Annotated in this window: 13 protein-coding genes; 10 read left to right on the top strand and 3 right to left on the bottom strand. The window is 59.4% G+C overall.

Annotated features, from left to right (window positions below):
* The first annotated feature begins 71 nt into the window (after nt 1-71).
* The 4 genes from BT125_RS02710 (at nt 72) to BT125_RS02695 (ending at nt 4,159) form a co-directional block, all read left to right on the top strand.
* A complete protein-coding gene (locus tag BT125_RS02710) occupies nt 72-1,091 on the top strand; it encodes a substrate-binding domain-containing protein (protein ID WP_072405375.1) in 1,020 nt (339 codons plus the stop codon).
* Between the two features lie 154 nt (nt 1,092-1,245).
* Nucleotides 1,246-1,671, top strand: coding sequence for a YciI family protein (locus BT125_RS02705; protein WP_072405065.1), 426 nt, complete (start codon nt 1,246-1,248; stop codon nt 1,669-1,671).
* A gap of 23 nt (nt 1,672-1,694) precedes the next feature.
* Nucleotides 1,695-2,102 (top strand): VOC family protein, encoded by a 408-nt coding sequence (locus BT125_RS02700; RefSeq protein ID WP_072405064.1) that lies wholly within the window; start codon nt 1,695-1,697, stop codon nt 2,100-2,102.
* Between the two features lie 314 nt (nt 2,103-2,416).
* A complete protein-coding gene (locus BT125_RS02695; protein ID WP_072405063.1) occupies nt 2,417-4,159 on the top strand; it encodes an OPT family oligopeptide transporter in 1,743 nt (580 codons plus the stop codon).
* Nucleotides 4,160-4,167: 8 nt separating this feature from the next.
* Here BT125_RS02695 and BT125_RS02690 read toward each other — a convergent pair whose 3' ends face one another.
* Nucleotides 4,168-5,070 (bottom strand): LysR substrate-binding domain-containing protein, encoded by a 903-nt coding sequence (locus tag BT125_RS02690; RefSeq protein ID WP_072405062.1) that lies wholly within the window; start codon nt 5,068-5,070, stop codon nt 4,168-4,170.
* A 157-nt stretch (nt 5,071-5,227) separates the two neighbouring features.
* Here BT125_RS02690 and BT125_RS02685 point away from each other — a divergent pair, with 157 nt between their 5' ends.
* The 3 genes from BT125_RS02685 (at nt 5,228) to leuD (ending at nt 10,597) form a co-directional block, all read left to right on the top strand.
* Nucleotides 5,228-8,290, top strand: coding sequence for a D-2-hydroxyglutarate dehydrogenase YdiJ (locus BT125_RS02685; protein ID WP_072405061.1), 3,063 nt, complete (start codon nt 5,228-5,230; stop codon nt 8,288-8,290).
* A gap of 273 nt (nt 8,291-8,563) precedes the next feature.
* Nucleotides 8,564-9,985, top strand: coding sequence for a 3-isopropylmalate dehydratase large subunit (gene leuC, locus BT125_RS02680; protein WP_072405060.1), 1,422 nt, complete (start codon nt 8,564-8,566; stop codon nt 9,983-9,985).
* 3 nt (nt 9,986-9,988) lie between these two features.
* Nucleotides 9,989-10,597: a 3-isopropylmalate dehydratase small subunit gene (leuD, locus tag BT125_RS02675; RefSeq protein WP_072405059.1), complete on the top strand. Its 609-nt coding sequence runs from the start codon at nt 9,989-9,991 to the stop codon at nt 10,595-10,597.
* A 38-nt stretch (nt 10,598-10,635) separates the two neighbouring features.
* Here the strand turns inward: leuD and BT125_RS02670 are convergent, their stop codons facing one another.
* Entirely contained in the window at nt 10,636-11,562 is a 927-nt protein-coding gene (locus tag BT125_RS02670) for a LysR substrate-binding domain-containing protein (RefSeq protein WP_072405058.1), read from the bottom strand.
* Nucleotides 11,563-11,776: 214 nt separating this feature from the next.
* Here BT125_RS02670 and BT125_RS02665 point away from each other — a divergent pair, with 214 nt between their 5' ends.
* The 3 genes from BT125_RS02665 to BT125_RS02655 all read left to right on the top strand — a co-directional run bounded on the left by BT125_RS02665 (nt 11,777) and on the right by BT125_RS02655 (nt 15,028).
* Nucleotides 11,777-13,270, top strand: a complete 1,494-nt coding sequence (locus BT125_RS02665) for an acyclic terpene utilization AtuA family protein (protein WP_256573697.1) — start codon at nt 11,777-11,779, stop codon at nt 13,268-13,270.
* Nucleotides 13,267-13,575 carry a DUF4387 domain-containing protein gene (locus tag BT125_RS02660; protein WP_072405056.1) on the top strand — a complete coding sequence of 103 codons (309 nt, stop codon included), beginning with the start codon at nt 13,267-13,269 and terminating at the stop codon, nt 13,573-13,575. Before BT125_RS02665 ends, BT125_RS02660 begins: the two co-directional genes overlap by 4 nt.
* Before the next feature lie 79 nt (nt 13,576-13,654).
* Entirely contained in the window at nt 13,655-15,028 is a 1,374-nt protein-coding gene (locus BT125_RS02655; RefSeq protein ID WP_170866798.1) for an MmgE/PrpD family protein, read from the top strand.
* 50 nt (nt 15,029-15,078) lie between these two features.
* Here the strand turns inward: BT125_RS02655 and BT125_RS02650 are convergent, their stop codons facing one another.
* The gene (locus tag BT125_RS02650; protein ID WP_072405055.1) at nt 15,079-16,284 is read right to left on the bottom strand and encodes a citrate synthase; all 1,206 of its coding nucleotides are present in this window, start codon (nt 16,282-16,284) and stop codon (nt 15,079-15,081) included.
* Between the last annotated feature and the right edge of the window lie 138 nt (nt 16,285-16,422).

The raw sequence follows: 16,422 nt of genomic DNA, 5'->3' as shown, positions 1-16,422 counted from the left end.
TGTTCTGTCTTTTCACGGCAATGCCCGGGTATGGCCAGAACCTGCCAGCCGCGACGGACACTACGGTGACGGTGACCCAAGCGCAGGAAATGGTGGCCAAGGCCACCCTCGGCGCCGTTCCCTGGAGCGGTCCTGAGTCCGGCCCGCGCGCCCAGCGCGGCAAGAGCATCGTCATTGTCGCAGAAGATATGCGCAACGGCGGCATTGTCGGCGTCGCCCAGGGCGCACGCGAGGCTGCCAAGGCGATGGGCTGGACGCTGAGGGTATTCGATGGCGCAGGATCCTCGGCCGGCCGTGCAAAGGCCTTTGCCGATGCCCTGGCGGCGAACCCCGATGGGCTCATCCTGTGTGGCGCCGATGCCCTTGAAAACAAGGCGGCGCTGGCCGTCTTCGCCGACAAGGGCGTGCCGATGGTGGGCTGGCACGCCGGGGAGCGCCCCGGGCCGATTGTTGGCACGTCGATGGCCATGAACGTCACGACCGACCCGCTGGAAGTGGCTCGCGTCACGGCAATGGCGGCAGTGGCGCAGTCGAACGGAAAGGCCGGAGTGGTGATCCTGACCGACTCCAGGTACAGCATCGCGATGGCGAAAGCCAAGGCCATGGAAAGCGTCATTCGAGCCTGTCGGGAGTGCTCGTTGCTGGAGGTGCGCGATGTCGCGATCTCCGAAAGTCGCGAGAAGATGCCGGCGATCACCACGGAACTGCTTCAGCGCCATGGCAAGCGTTGGACCCATACGCTGGCCATCAACGATATCTATTTCGACTATGCGGTTGCCACCTTGGCCAGCGCCGCGATACCCCGCGACGGCATCAGTCTGTTGTCTGCCGGTGACGGTAGCGCCTCGGCGTTCTTGCGCATACAGGAAAAAAACTACCAGACCGTCACCGTGGCCGAACCGCTCAATGTGCATGGCTGGCAAGTGATCGATGAATTGAACCGACTGATGGCTGGCCAGCCGGTGAGCGGCTTCGTGGCACCGGTTCACTTGGTCAACGCCGACAATATCACCTTGGACGGCGGGACGAAGCTCCTGTACGACCCAAGCAATGGTTATCGAGACATCTATCGATTCCAGTGGAATCCCTGAGCGTTGGACGTGACTTCACGGCAGGGGAGCCTGGGCGCCCAGGCTACCAGCGATCTATCGAAAAATAATGGCGTCGACCTGTCGATTTCCACCATTGCCATTCGATTAGTCCGTAGAGCCGCCACAAGGGTGGCCATTCTCAGGAGATACGAGCATGCGATTTATGGTGATCGTCAAGGCCAGCCCGGAGTCGGACGCCGGAGAAATGCCCAGCGAAGAACTGCTGGCCGCCATGGGCGCCTACAACGAAGAGTTGGTCAAGGCCGGGGTGATGCTTGCCGGTGAGGGCCTGCATCCCAGTGCCGAAGGCGTGCGTGTGCAGTTTTCCGGCAAGAACCGGACTGTCGTCGATGGGCCCTTTGCCGAGACCAAGGAGCTGATCGCCGGCTTCTGGATCTTCAAGGTCCAGTCATTGCAGGAGGCCATCGACTGGGTCAAGCGTTGCCCGAACCCGATGGTCAGCGACAGCGAAATCGAAATCCGCCAGGTCTTCGAACTCGAGGAGTTCGGCGAGTCCTTTACCCCGGAATTGCGCGAGCAGGAAGAACGCTTGCGGGCGCAGATGGCCGGTCAATCGTGACGCCCACGACAGGAGAACCCAGCATGAGAATCATCCCTTACCTGACCTTCAACGGCCGCTGCAAGGAAGCCTTTGCGTTTTACAAGGACGTGCTTGGCGGCGATCTGTTTTCCATGTCCTATGCCGAGGCGCCTGAGGACGTCGGCATGCCCAAGGACGCGAATCTGATCATGCACACCTGCCTGACCGTGGGCAATTTCAGCCTGATGGCGTCCGACTGCCCGCCGGGCCAGCCGTATAGCAAGCCACAAGGCGTATCGATTTCCCTCAATGTCGACAGCGTGAAGGAGGCCGAGCGGCTGTTCGAGCGTTTGAGTGAGGGCGGTCACGTGCAGATGCCCTTGGGCAAGACCTTCTGGGCGGAACGCTTTGCCATGTTCGAAGACCGTTTCGGAGTCGCCTGGATGGTCAATTGCGAGGGCCAGCAATAAGTCGAACGCTGCCTGGTCGCGATGCGCCGCCTGGCCCTTGGCAGCGCTCGCGACATGCCTCACTTCCTGCCCGTGGGTTGACGATTCTGGCAAGCACGCTTGCCAGGGCTTCCCTTTGGCATGTGAACCTTGCGCCAATACTGCGTTCAGTTATTGAGTTGCCGCTTTACATGACCCTGTGGGAGCGAGCTTGCTCGCGATGACGGAGTATCAGTCTCTATCCCCGTCACTGATCCACCGTCATCGCGAGCAAGCTCGCTCCCACAGGGATCAGTCTGATCTGGCGGCTGCCCTAGTGCCGATAAGGACTTCGCATGCACCCAACCCCATCCACATCCCCCTTGAGCGCCGCCGTCGAACGGGAGCTCAGCCCGCGCGCGGTCAGTACGGGAATCGTCCTCGGTATCCTGCTGACACCTTCCAATGTCTACGCCGGGTTGAAGATTGGTTGGTCGTTCAACATGTCGATCATTGCCTTGCTGATCGGCTATGGCATCTGGCAAGGCCTGACCAGTCGATCAGTGGGGCGACTGCCCTGGACGCTGCACGAAAGCAACATCAACCAGACCGTGGCATCTGCCGCGGCGTCGATCATTTCCGGTGGGCTGGTCGCGCCCATACCGGCCTACACCCTGCTGACCGGCCAGCAGTTGGATGCCATTCCCATGGTGGCCTGGGTCTTTTCGGTGAGTTTCCTGGGGATCTGGATCGCCTGGTACCTGCGACCCTCACTGCTCAATGACAAGGCGCTGAAGTTTCCCGAAGGCATGGCCACCCTGGAAACGCTGCTGCACATCTACAACCATGGCCACGAAGCCGCGACGCGTTTGAAGGTACTTCTCAGCGCCGCGTTGCTGTCCGGGTTGGTCAAGGCGGTCGACACCTTCATGTGGGCCATCCCGCGCTGGTCTCCGAGCGCTCAACTGGAGCGCCTGACCTTTACCGCGGACCCTTCGCTGCTGTTGGTGGGGTTCGGCGGGATCATCGGTATTCGCGTGGGCCTGACCCTGCTGCTCGGTGCTGTGCTGGCGTGGGGCGGGTTGGCGCCGTGGCTGTTGGAACAGGGCTTGGTGCAGTTGCCGCACGGCAGCAGCGGCCCGCAGTTCGCGGCGCTGGTGGAGTGGTTGCTCTGGCCGGGGGTGAGCCTGATGGTCTGTTCGACCCTGGCCTCACTGGCGATTCGCTTGTGGGCATTGCACCGGTCCACCAAGGCGGGCGGCGGGGCGATCTGGACGATACCCAAGCCTGGGCCTGCCGCCGGTTTCGCACTGTCGATCATCTTGGTGATCAGCCTGCAAGTGCTGTTGTTCGGTATCAACCCGTGGATGGCCTTGTTGACCATTCCCCTGGCGATCTGCCTGGCGGCAGTGGCCGCTCGGGTGGTCGGTGCCACGGGTATTCCGCCGATCGGGGCCATCGGGCAATTGTCCCAACTGAGTTTCGGCATCGTCGCCCCGGGCCAGGTGCCGATCAATCTGATGAGCGCCAACACCGCCGGTGGTTCGGCCGGGCAGTGCACCGACTTGATGAACGACTTCAAGGTCGGACGGGCGATTGGCGCCACGCCGAGCAAGCAATTGATCGCCCAGACCCTGGGCATTTTCATCGGTAGCATCGTCGGCGTGCTGGCTTATCTGGCCCTGATCCCGGATCCGCAAACCATGCTGCTCACCGAAGAGTGGCCGGCCCCGGCGGTCGCCACCTGGAAGGCCGTGGCGCAAACCCTGACCCTGGGCCTGGATTCATTGTCAGCGAGCATTCGCTGGGCGATTTTCATCGGCGGTTTGGTTGGTTTGTTGTTGGGGATCCTCGACAGCCTGATGCCGGCGCATCGGGCCCGCTACCTGCCAAGCACGGCGGCCCTGGGCCTGGCCTTCGTCCTGCCGGCCTCGGTGTCCTTGATGATGGCGCTCGGTGCGGTGCTGACGTGGCTGGTAAGCTGTCGCTGGCCGAGCCTCACGGAGCGCTTCGCCATTACCGCGGCGGCGGGGTTGATTGCCGGGGAGAGCATTACCGGGGTGGGGGCGTCGTTGTGGCAGATGCTTGGCAATGGGTGAGGGCGACCTCAGTTGTCAGGAAACGGCAACGACAGAAGCCAGGCACTGAAGGCCTTCAACGCCGGCAGGTGTTGGTATCGGCTCGCGTAGACAAGGTAATAGCGGCGTCCACTTTCCATCGGTTCAAACAGCGCAACCAGATCGCCGCTCTTCAGTTCATCCTGGACCAGGATTTGTGGAACCAGCCCAATCCCGATACCCGCGGACACGGCTTGGATCAGGTGGGCCGTGAGTTCGAAGCTCGGGCCGGATCGCATGTTGCGGTGGTCGACATTGTGCTTGTCGAACCAGTCCGACCAGACACCCGGCCTTGATACAACGTTCAGCAAGGCATGCTCGGCAACGTTCTCCGGCGACATTGCCCGGTACTCGGGCAGTGCGGTCGGACTGGCGATCACCACCAGCTTTTCCGTGAGCAACTGATGTGCAATGTAGCCAGGCCATTCCCCCGAGCCCGCGCAGATGATTGCATTCATGTCGTGGGTGGAGGATTGAACGTCCTCGCGGATGATCCTCGAATGTATGTGCACCAGCAGGTCCGGATGCCTGGCATAGAATTCATGCATCCGCGGCAGGAGCCATTTGGAACCGAGGGTTGGCAGCACGGCCAGGTTCAATGGGCCGCTGTCGCTCTTGTAGGCGATGGCCTGCAACGTTGCGCTTCGAATACGCCCCAATGCGGCCGCCAGTTCGTGCTGATACAGCGCGCCGGCGGCGGTCAATTCAATCTTTCGGCCTTCGCGGCGGAAGAGTTCGATTTCAAGTTGCGCCTCCAGGGTCTGCACCTGCCGGCTGACGGCGCTTTGCGTCAGGGCCAACTCTTCCGCTGCCTTGGTGAAGCTGCCGTGGCGTGCGGCGGCCTCAAAGGCAACCAGCAGCGACATCGAGGGTGTCAGGCGTCTAGGGTTCATTCATAAAGCTCATGCAAAAACAGCAGGAATTACGTTTGCTCCGACCGTATAGGAAGGCAAGAATCATGAAAACCTTATGCAGCTGCTCGATACGTCCTGTACTGAGCATACGTAATGTGAATGCATAGATTAGCTTTTCAGCCTGTAGGAATACATCATGATTGCCCGGTTATCGCCTCCTGATCCCCAGAAAGCGACCTATGACGCTTTTCTGAATGCGCTCCAAGTGGCGGGGTTCCAAGGCGAGATTGCCCGCGACCATGGCGACCGGACGGTATTGGCCACCGACAATTCCATCTACCAGCGCCTGCCCCAAGCGGCGGTATTCCCCCTGGATGAACAGGACGTGATGATCCTGTCACGCCTGGCCGCCGAACCGGCGCACCGTGCAATCGTGCTCACGCCGCGCGGTGGAGGCACCGGCACCAACGGGCAATCGCTCACCGATGGTGTGGTGGTCGACCTTTCCCGCCATCTGAATAACATCCTGGGAATCAACGTCGAAGAACGCTGGGTCAGGGTACAGAGCGGTGTGGTCAAGGATCAGCTGAACGCAGCGCTCAAGCCCTACGGTTTGTTCTTTGCCCCCGAGCTCTCGACGTCGAACCGCGCCACGATTGGCGGCATGATCAATACGGACGCGAGTGGCCAGGGCAGCTGCACCTACGGCAAGACGCGCGATCACGTGCTCGAACTTTCGACGGTGTTGCTGGGCGGTGATCTTCTCACCAGTTCAGCCGTCGATGCCGCGCTGTTATCGGCGCTGGTCGAACGCCGGGATCGGGTGGGGGAGGTCTACCAGTGCGCGTTGGACATTGCCGATACCCACGCCGAGCTGATCAGGGACACCTTCCCGAAACTTAACCGTTGCCTGACCGGTTATGACTTGGCCCATCTGCGCGAACCCGATGGGCGCTTCAATATGAACAGCGTTCTTTGCGGCTCCGAAGGGTCCCTGGGCTTCATCGTCGAAGCCAAACTGAACGTCCTGTCTATTCCGAAATATTCCATCCTGGTGAACGTGCGTTACGCCGGGTTCATGGATGCCTTGCGTGACGCGAAGGCGTTGATGGCAATGAAGCCGTTGTCGATCGAGACCGTGGACTCGAAAGTTCTGATGCTGGCGATGAAGGACATTGTCTGGCACGGCGTCGCCGAGTATTTCCCAGAAAACCCTGATACGCCGACGCTCGGGATCAATCTCATCGAGTTCAGCGGGGATGACGAAGCGGCGGTTCAGCAGCAGGTTCATGAGTTCGTCCTGCACCTGCAGCGCGATACTTCCGTGGTCCGCTTGGGCCACACACTGGCCATCGGCGCCGATGCGCTCGAGCGTGTCTATGCGATGCGCAAGCGGGCCGTGGGGTTGTTGGGCAACGTCAAGGGCGAGGCCAGGCCCCAGCCCTTTGTCGAAGACACCGCTGTTCCACCCGAACACCTGGCGGACTTCATTCAGGCGTTCCGTGCACTGCTCGATGGCCATGACCTGCAGTACGGCATGTTCGGTCACGTCGACGCCGGTGTCTTGCATGTGCGGCCGATCCTCGACATGAAGGACCCGGACCAGGCCGCCTTGATCCGGCCGATTTCCGATGCGGTCGCGGCCTTGACGCAACAGTATGGCGGACTGTTGTGGGGCGAACATGGCAAGGGCTTGAGGTCGCAATACGTGCCCGATTACTTCGGTGATTTGTACCCCGCGTTGCAAGCGCTCAAGGCGGCTTTCGATCCATTCAACCAACTCAACCCAGGCAAGATCGCCACCCCGAGGACAGTGCCCGGCGCGCGATTGACCCGCGTCGATGAAGTGGACATGCGCGGTGCCCTGGATCGCACCATCGATGAACGTGTCTGGCAAAGCTATGACACGGCGGTTCATTGCAATGGCAATGGCGCGTGCTACAACTTCGACCCTGATGACGCCATGTGCCCGTCCTGGAAGGCGACGCGCAATCGCATTCACTCGCCCAAGGGGCGGGCCTCGCTGATCCGGGAATGGTTGAGGTTGCAGGGCGAGCAGGGTGTCGATGTATTGGCGGCCAGCGAGCGGGTTCGAGAGGCTGGCGGGGCACCGGGCGTTGCGCGTCGGGCCGTGAATAGCCTGGCCCGGAAGATGGGGCAGCCAGATTTTTCCCACGAAGTCTACGAGGCGATGAGCGGTTGCCTGGCTTGCAAATCCTGCGCGGGCCAATGCCCTGTCAAAGTGAATGTGCCGGAGTTCCGCTCGCGTTTCCTTGAGCTTTATCACAGTCGCTACCTGCGTCCCCTCAAGGACTACCTGATTGGCTCATTGGAATACACGGTTCCGTATCTCGCCAAGATGCCGCGGCTGTACAACTTCGTGATGAGTGCCCGGCCGATCCGCTGGGGGCTCGAACGTGTAGCCGGGATGGTCGATAGCCCGCTGCTCAGCCTGGTGGATTTTGCCGCCGTGTGCCGGCGCTGGAACGTGGAGGTGGCAACTCCGGAGCGCCTGGACGCGCTTAGCGCTGAGCAGCGCGAGAAAAGTGTCATCCTCGTTCAGGACGCTTTCACCCGGTTTTTTGAAACGCCATTGCTCGTTGATTGGGTGGAGCTGATCTCGAGGCTGGGCTACCGAGTCTTCCTGGCCCCGTACGCGCCCAACGGCAAACCGCTTCAGGTGCAGGGTTTCCTGAAAGCGTTCGAGAAGGCCGCCAGCTTCAACGGCCAGACCTTGCTCAGCCTCCAGCAGTATCGAGTGCCATTGGTGGGGCTCGATCCGGCGATGACCCTGGTCTATCGACAGGAGTATGCCAAGACACTGGATACCGGCAACGCTCCCCAGGTGTTGCTCGCGCAGGAGTGGCTGATTGATGCGCTGCCGGAAGATGCAGCAGTGGAGGAGGGAGAGCCTTACCACTTCCTGCCCCATTGCACGGAAAAGACCAATGAGCCGGGCAGCATCGGGCAATGGCAGAAGATTTTCCAGCGCATGGGCCTGACGCTTCAAGTGCAAGCCAGCGGTTGTTGCGGAATGTCGGGCACCTACGGGCATGAAGCGCGAAATGCTGGAACCTCCGACACGATCTACGGGCAGTCCTGGAAACCGCTCCTGCAGAAACTCAACCGGTCGGGCAGAGTGGTCGCCGATGGATATTCCTGCCGCAGCCAGGTGAAGCGGCAAGAGGGTGTGGCGGTGCTTCATCCCCTGCAGGTGCTGTTGGCGCGGGTGAAAGGCGTGTCGGCCGAGCGTGGATAGTCACAGATCCTCCCTGTAGGAGCGAGCTTGCTCGCGAAGGCGCTGGGTCAGGCAATGAAGTATTGGCAGGGCGGGCCTCATCGCGAGCAAGCTCGCTCCCACATCGGGTCTGGTATGGCCGGCATTGCCGACAAAGGAAATACCCGGCCGTACTTCCAATGCCCTTATTCTTCACGAACCGTGTTCCATGCCATCACCTGAAGGCCATTGATGGGCTTTTCATTGCGAATATCCTTTGTTCATCCGTGACCCGGCACAACAGAGCGCATCGCAATGAACAGCCCACGCACCCTCTACCAGAAACACATCGATAGCCACACTGTCGCGACCCTGGACGATCAAGGGCATGTATTGCTTTATATCGACCGCCAGGTGGCCAACGAATACACCAGTCCTCAAGCCTTCAGCGGGCTTCGCGAGGCCAAGCGCCGCGTCTGGCGTCCTCGCGCGACGCTGGCGGTCGTCGACCACGTCAACCCGACCAGCCCGAACCGTATCGCGGCCATGCCTGATGCCGGTGGCGCCTTGCAGGTCTCATATTTCGAGGAGAACTGTCGGGAGTTCGGCATCGAGCTTTTCGATGTGCTGGACAAGCGCCAGGGGATTGAGCACGTGGTCGCACCGGAGCAGGGCTTTATCCTGCCCGGCATGGTAGTGGCCGCGGGCGACAGCCATACCACGACCTACGGTGCCCTGGGGGCGTTTGGTTTTGGTATTGGCACTTCTGAAATCGAGCATCTGCTGGCGACGCAGACGTTGGTCTACAAGCGCCTGAAAACCATGCGGGTCACAGTCACCGGCACGCTGGGCATGGGCATCACCTCGAAGGACATCATCATGGCGCTGATCGAGAAGATTGGCGCAGCAGGTGCGACCGGGTACGCGATCGAGTTCGCCGGTCCGGTCATCAGCGCGTTGAGCGTCGAGGCGCGGATGACTATTTGCAACATGGCGGTGGAGGCGGGCGCCCGAGGGGCTTTCATGGCGCCCGACGACAAGGTCTATGACTACGTCAAGTCCAAGCCACGTGCCCCTCAAGACGAACACTGGCATGTCGCTGAAAAAAAGTGGCATGAGCTCTTCACCGACGAAGGCGCGGTGTTCGACAGCGAAGTCTTGGTGGACGTGGATGCGTTGGAGCCGATGGTGACCTGGGGAACCAGCCCGGACCAGGCGTCGCCTGTCAGTGGCAACGTTCCAGACCCGGCGACCGTCGCCGATCCGGTCCTGCGCCAGGGCATGCAGCGCGCCTTGACCTATATGGGCCTGGAAGCTGGCATGGCGTTGCGTGACGTGCAAATCAGTCATGCGTTCATCGGCTCGTGCACCAACGCGCGCATCGAAGATTTGCGTGACGTGGCACGGGTGGTGCGAGGCAGGAAAGTCGCCTCGACAGTGCGCGCGATGATCGTTCCCGGATCAACGCTGGTGCGTGCCCAGGCTGAAGAGGAAGGTTTGGCCAGGGTCTTCCTCGATGCCGGTTTTGAATGGCGTCAATCCGGGTGCTCGATGTGCCTGGCGATGAACGACGACGTGCTTGCTGCGGGTGATCGTTGCGCGTCCAGCACCAACCGAAACTTTGAAGGTCGTCAGGGGGCGGGCGCACGGACTCATCTCATGAGCCCGGCAATGGTTGCCGCTGCGGCCATCCGAGGGCGCCTGACGGACGTACGCCTGTTGGCCGAGGAGGCTTGAACCATGCAACCTTTTGAGATCGTGACCGGAAAAGCCGCGCCTTTGCTCGCATCGAACATCGATACCGACGTCATCATGCCCAAACAGTTCTTGAAGGGGATTGATCGAAGTGGTTTGGACAAGGGCGTGTTTTTCGACCTGCGTTTTCTGGAGTCTGGCGAACCAAACCCAGACTTTATCCTCAACCAACCGGCGTGGAGCGGGGCCAATTTCCTGGTGACCGGGCCCAACTTCGGCTGTGGTTCCAGCCGCGAGCATGCGGTGTGGGGGCTCAAGCAATTGGGGATCCGTGCACTGATCGGCACTCGCTTCGCCGGCATCTTCTATGACAACTGTCAGCGTAATGGTGTGCTCGCGATACAGCTTTGCGAATCGCAGTTACAGCGACTGGCTCGTGTCGTGAACAATGGGGCAACCGCGACGATCAGTGTCGATCTGCCGAATCAGCGGATTTGGCTAAGTGATGGTTCGGTCATCGAGTTCGCCATCGATGCCCTGTGCAAGCAATCGTTGTTGTCAGGGTTGGACGCTATCGGCGCTACCTTGCAGCGGGCGGCGCAGATACGTGATTTCGAAACGCGTCACTACGCCGAAAATCCGTGGCTGAACTGAGTTCCCAGGTGCGCTTGCCACCCGTGGCTGCCGGACCTTCAAACGAGGGCGATAGTCTTGAAATGTTGCTCGAAAAACTCGATACACACCCTGAGCTTGGCGGACTGGCTGAGCCGTGTCGGGTAAATGGCCCAGACATCGGCATTCTGGGCGTAGTCAGGCAGCACGTGCACCAGCTGTCCACTTTCAAGCAGGGGCTTCACGTCCCATAAAGAGCGCAGGAGGATGCCGGCGCCACTTAAAGCCCAGCGCAGCACAATCTCACCATTGTTCGATGAAAGCGGGCCGTTGATTCGAATGGACTCTTCAACGCCGTCTTTCGTCAGGTTCCAGATGCCAAAGGCGTTGTTACGTTCCTTGAGTACCAGGCAATCATGCCGGACCAGATCGTCCAGGGACGCCGGTACGCCGTGCTTTTCCAGGTACCCAGGAGTTGCACAGAGCACCCTGCGGTTACTCACGAGTTTTTTTCCCAGAAGTTGTTGAGGGAGGTCGTAGCCCACCCTGATTTCGAGATCGAAGCCTTCATTGACGATATCGACCATGCGATCGAACACGTCCAGGCGTATCTCCATTCGAGGGTACAGGTGCGACAGCGCGGCAATCGCGGGCGCAACGTGGTTACGACCAAACCCGAAAGAACTGCAGATATGCAAACACCCCTGCAATTGCTGGCGGGAGTCGGTCAGCTCGCTGATGAAGTCATCCATATCCCCCAGGAGCCGAGTGGCGAAGACGCGGACACGTTCGCCGTCGTCGGTCAATGCGACACGTCGGGTCGTACGGTGCAATAACTTCGCGCCCAGCGCGGCCTCCAGGACGGAGATCCGCTTGCTGACATACGCAGGCGAAAATCCCAACGCCTCGGCAGCATTGCCAAAGCCGTTTTTGCGGATAACGGTGAGGAACACCCGCAGGTCCTCCGGTAACAAGGATTGTTCTCGCTGGGTAGGCTTGCGTCTCATGGCCTGGATGATTCCAATGATGTTATCGGTGTCAGCGTGTAATGGATACGCTAAAAGTTCATGCACTTACCATGCAAGTGCCCATCGAACACTCCGCGGAGATAAGCTTTTAACACACCGGTCTGGAAATAAAAAATGTGCTCCGTAGCCTGGCTGCCATATCGATCAGGTTATTCCTGAAGTGCCTGAATCGTAGTTTCTTGGTTAATGATATATGGATAAATTCTGTCCACTTGTCAGCACAATTGCAGCCATTATTATTGGCGCACTGAGTGGTCTAGAAGAGGTTGTTATGGCGCAGTTATTTGAAGGTTGTATAAAAGTTATCGTGCCCTGTGGTTCTTTGGGCGCGGGTGTGCGGGAAGAAGAAATTGCCTATGGGCTGGCCGCCGGGGCGCAAGTAATCGCCACGGACGCAGGTTCAACGGATAGCGGTGCGGCTTATCTTGCACTTGGAAAATCCAAGAACAACCGAGGCGCGGTCAAGCGTGACCTGACGATATTGATGAAAGCCCAGGCGAGGTCCGGCGTGCCGATCATTGTGGGGACCGCGGGGCAGGCGGGCGGTGATCTCAATCTGAATTGGACGCGTGATATTGCCTTGGAAATCGCCAGGGAGTTGGGCGTGTCACCGAAAATTGCGCTCATCTATTGCGAGCAAGACAAAGGCACCATCAAGAAACTCAATGCAGCAGGTCGTATCAAGCCGCTCCCGCCTCATGGCGAGTTGGAAGACGCCACGGTGGACAGTTGTGAACACATTGTCGCGGCGCTGGGGGTAGAACCCTTTATCGCCGCTCTGGACGGCGGTGCCGATATCATATTGGCCGGCCGCGCGACCGATACTGCAGTCATTGCCTGTTATCCCATCTGGAAAGGCGCGCCCTGGGGACCGTCCTGGCATGCCGGCAAGACGGGCGAATGTGGCGTACAGTGCGCCGTCAACCCCACGCTCGGATCGGGCATCTTGCTGAGTGTCGATGCCAACGGCTTCGAAGTCGAGCCGTTGAGCCGGGACAACCAGTGTACACCCCATAGCGTCTCGGCCCACATGCTCTATGAAAACAGCGATCCGTTCCGGTTGGTGGAGCCTGGCGGTGTCTTGAATGTGGCCCAGGCGCGTTATATCGCTGTAAATGGGCGTGCCGTACGAGTGGAAGGCTCGTGCTGGGAAAAAATGCCCTACACCATGAAGTTGGAAGGGGCCGCCGCTGGTTTATATCAAACGATCATGTTGGTGGGCATCCAGGACCCGGATGTGCTCAATGATATAGATGGGTTTCATGATCGTTTGCTCGAGGCGCTTTATACACGAACCCGTCAATCCATTCCAGCCGAAGAGTTGGGCGAGTTTCATATTTCCCTGCGAATGTATGGCTGGAATGGCGTCACCGGTGTAAAACCACCTTCCGGAACAATGCCGCCGCCTGAAATAGGCATGTTGTTTGTAGCCACTGCCGCCTCTCAGGAAATGGCCAATACGATTGCTCATGCCTGTAATCCCTACTTCTTTCATTATCCCAGTGTCATGGGCAAGGAATTGCCTTCGTACGGATTCGCCTTTACCCCTGCGGATATACCCCGAGGGCAAATTTATGAGTTCAAGTTGAATCACGTGGTGCAACTTGAGAATCCCATGGAGTTGGTACGCCTGACATGGGTTGATGGGGTGGACACGTTGACCGCAATGAAGGAGCTTGCACAATGATTAAGTTGCGTGATGTCTGTCGGCATGTTCGATCCAAACAAGCCGGGCCGTTCTGGATTACGTTCGATATTTTTTTCAATGGGCCCGAGAATTTCGAGCGTTATTCCGATTGTGCAGCGCTGTCCCCCGCGCAATTCGCCAGTCTCTATGGCACCGATCCCGAACGGGTCAAGCGCATTGCGGTGCCGAATCTGGAAATGGTCAAGATTTCATATCCCCGTACAACGCCACAAGGCGGAATGGTCGAGCGTGACATGCACGCCGGCCAGCAATACGTCCGCTTGCTTGACGTGGTCATCGACTGAGCCGGTGGGCGCGACGGCGCGCCTTGATCTGTTCGCCTCATGGACGAGGACTGACCCACCTATTCAACCCGAGGTAGTTATGACGGACTCGACCGTTGCGATGCGGCTTGCCCGCTATGCCCACGAATTCAGAAAACAGCACCTGCCCGAAGCCATCATCCACCTCGTACGCCAGCGGTTTATCGACAGCCTGGCGTGCATGCTGGGTGCCTATAGGGCTGATCCGGTCAAGGCCGCCGTGTGTTACGCCGCCGCCAATACCGCGAAATCATCCAGCGTATTCGGTACGCATCTGCAAACGACGCCGGAAATTGCGGCGTTCGTCAATGGCCTGATGGTCCGTTTCCTGGACTATAACGACGGCTATATGGGCCTGGAACCGGGCCATCCCAGTGACAACATTCCAGCCTGTCTCGCCGTGGCACAAGCCGAGAACGCCACCGGGGCAGAACTGATTTCGGCCATCGTCCTGGCTTATGAAATCCAGATGCGCTTGCAGGATGCGGCAAGCTTGAACAGGCGGGGCTGGGACCACGTCAATTACATCAACGTCGCAATGGCGGCTGCCGCTTCTCATTTAATGAAGCTGGACGTGGCGCAGACGGAACAAGCGATCAACATCGCCTTGAGCGGCCACCTGGCCATGCGTCAGGTGCGCAGTGGCGCGTTGTCCGACTGGAAGGGCTGTTCTGCCGCCAACGCCGCGCGCAATGCCATTTTCGCCGCACAGTTGGCGCGCCATGGTATGACGGGGCCGTCGCCGGTGTTTGAAGGTGAGATGGGGTTCTTCAAGCAGGTTTCGGGACCATTCGAACTGGATACGAATCTTTTTGCGACGCCCGACAACGGTGATTACATCATACGGCGCTCCCTGACCAAGACATTCCCTACCAATGGTGAATTGCACACTGCCGTCTGGGCCGCGCTTGATATACGCAAGCGCATCGACGGGGTGAAGGACATCGCTGCCATTACGATCGAAACGTCAGAATTCAACCGTCGGGTACTGGCGGATACGCCGGAGAAATGGTTGCCGAAAACCCGGGAAACGGCAGACCACAGCCTGCCTTATAACGTGGTCCGGGCCTTGCTTGATGGTGACATCACGGTGGGCTCGTATTGCCCTGAAAAAATTACCGATCCGGTGGCGATTGCCTTGATGGACAAGGTCAGCGTCGTTGAGGATCCGGCGTTGACCGCACTGTTCCCACGGCATCTGGCCAACCGTGTCAGCGTGACCCTGGTTTGCGGCGAGCACATCGTGAGCGAGATGATCACCGGGCCCGGGTCAGTCGAAACGCCGATGACCGATGGTGATTTCGAACGTAAATTCCGGCGCATGGCCATGCCGCATATCGACGCGTCGGCGCAGGCCGAAGTGCTTGGGTTCGTCGCTGGCCTTGAGAAACAAACCCGGTTCCAGCCACTGTTTAAGGCAATGGCTGTTTCATAGCCGGTCGGTCGCTTCAACGCGTTCTCGCAAAAGGAGCGACCAAGCGGGGCTTAGCAGCGGCCGGTCGTGGTGGCCGTTGGCAAAGTCCCTACGTAACGGGCGCGAGGGCGGGTGTCATGGTGCTGGTTGTACTGCTCGCTGGCATGGGCTATCCAGCCGATCAGGCGTCCGACGCCCGCCAATGAAATTTCCTGCCCATGCAGCCCGAACTTACGACCGATGAAACTCACCGGAAGGATGAATTCTGGTGGGTACGCAACGAGCTCCGAGGCCACCGCAAAGGCTTTCTGCAGCTTTTCGAACTCGCGGTCGCCAGCGAACGCCGTGGTCAATGCCGCCATGAGATTACTGGCTCGTGGATCGTTGATGGAATGGACATTGGGGCCAAACCCGACAATGTGCCCGTCCTGGCTGTAGCGCTGCAAGATAGGATGCGCAGGGTCTGCAGCCGTACAGATTTCCTCGATCATCCTGCTGGCCGCTTCATTTCGGCCATACGCAATCTTGTGACCGCGGGCAGCGGCGAGTCCGGCGATGACCGCGTAGTAGGGGGTAGCACCCGTCGTGGCGGCGACGCGCACGCTGTGGGTGGTGTGATCCAGTTCGTGATCGATACTGAGGATCAGCAGGCGGCGGATCAGATCGGCGTGTTCAGGCGGGGCGCCGCAAGATCGGGTGATGAATTCATGCAAGGGGTGCGCACTCGGTTCGGTGGCGCCTACCACCAATGCGGCAAACCACCTCACGACATCGGCGCCGGTACGGGCGTAACTGTCAGGGGAAAGGTCAAAGGCCTTGGGATTTTCTCGTTGCACCAAGGGGAAAAGCGCGATGGCTTTTTCCTGGGCGGACATGTGTTCGTAGATTTTTAACAGCTTGACGCTGTCCTTCGGTACGCGAGGCAGCGACGCGCCGAACGCGCCAGGCACTTGCCAGATCAATTCGGCGACGTCTTCAACCGTTGCGCGATCAGCCAGTTCGATGACGTCATGGCCCCGATAAAACAGGCCGTCATCGGTGATCAGCGTGATCGCGCTGTCCGACGGTGACGAGCGCTTGGACGCGTGTTTCTCTCCCACCGGGCGCTTGACCAGGCGCTGGATGTCTTCGGCCCAATAGCGGCGCTTGGGCGTACCTGGGATCTTGAGGGAGCGGATATTTTTGCGGCTGACATAGGCGTACAGCGTCGGCAGGCTGATTCCGAGCAGGGCTGCCGCCTCTTCTGCCGAAAGGTAGAGGTCTTCTTGTTCTGGCATGACGAGTCCGATCAGATTGATTAAAAGCCGTACATGTTTATTAGATATACCGACAATTCGTCAATGTCTACAACAATGCAATTTTCTATCCAGGGATGACCCAAGTCGTTCGTCCAAGCTGATGCGATTGATAGGGAT

Origin of the sequence: Pseudomonas sp. NFACC04-2 (assembly GCF_900119265.1) — a bacterium.
GTDB lineage: Bacteria > Pseudomonadota > Gammaproteobacteria > Pseudomonadales > Pseudomonadaceae > Aquipseudomonas > Aquipseudomonas fluorescens_AA.
The sequence above is the reverse complement of the archived record's forward strand: the minus strand, read 5'-3'. Positions and strand labels throughout refer to the sequence as shown.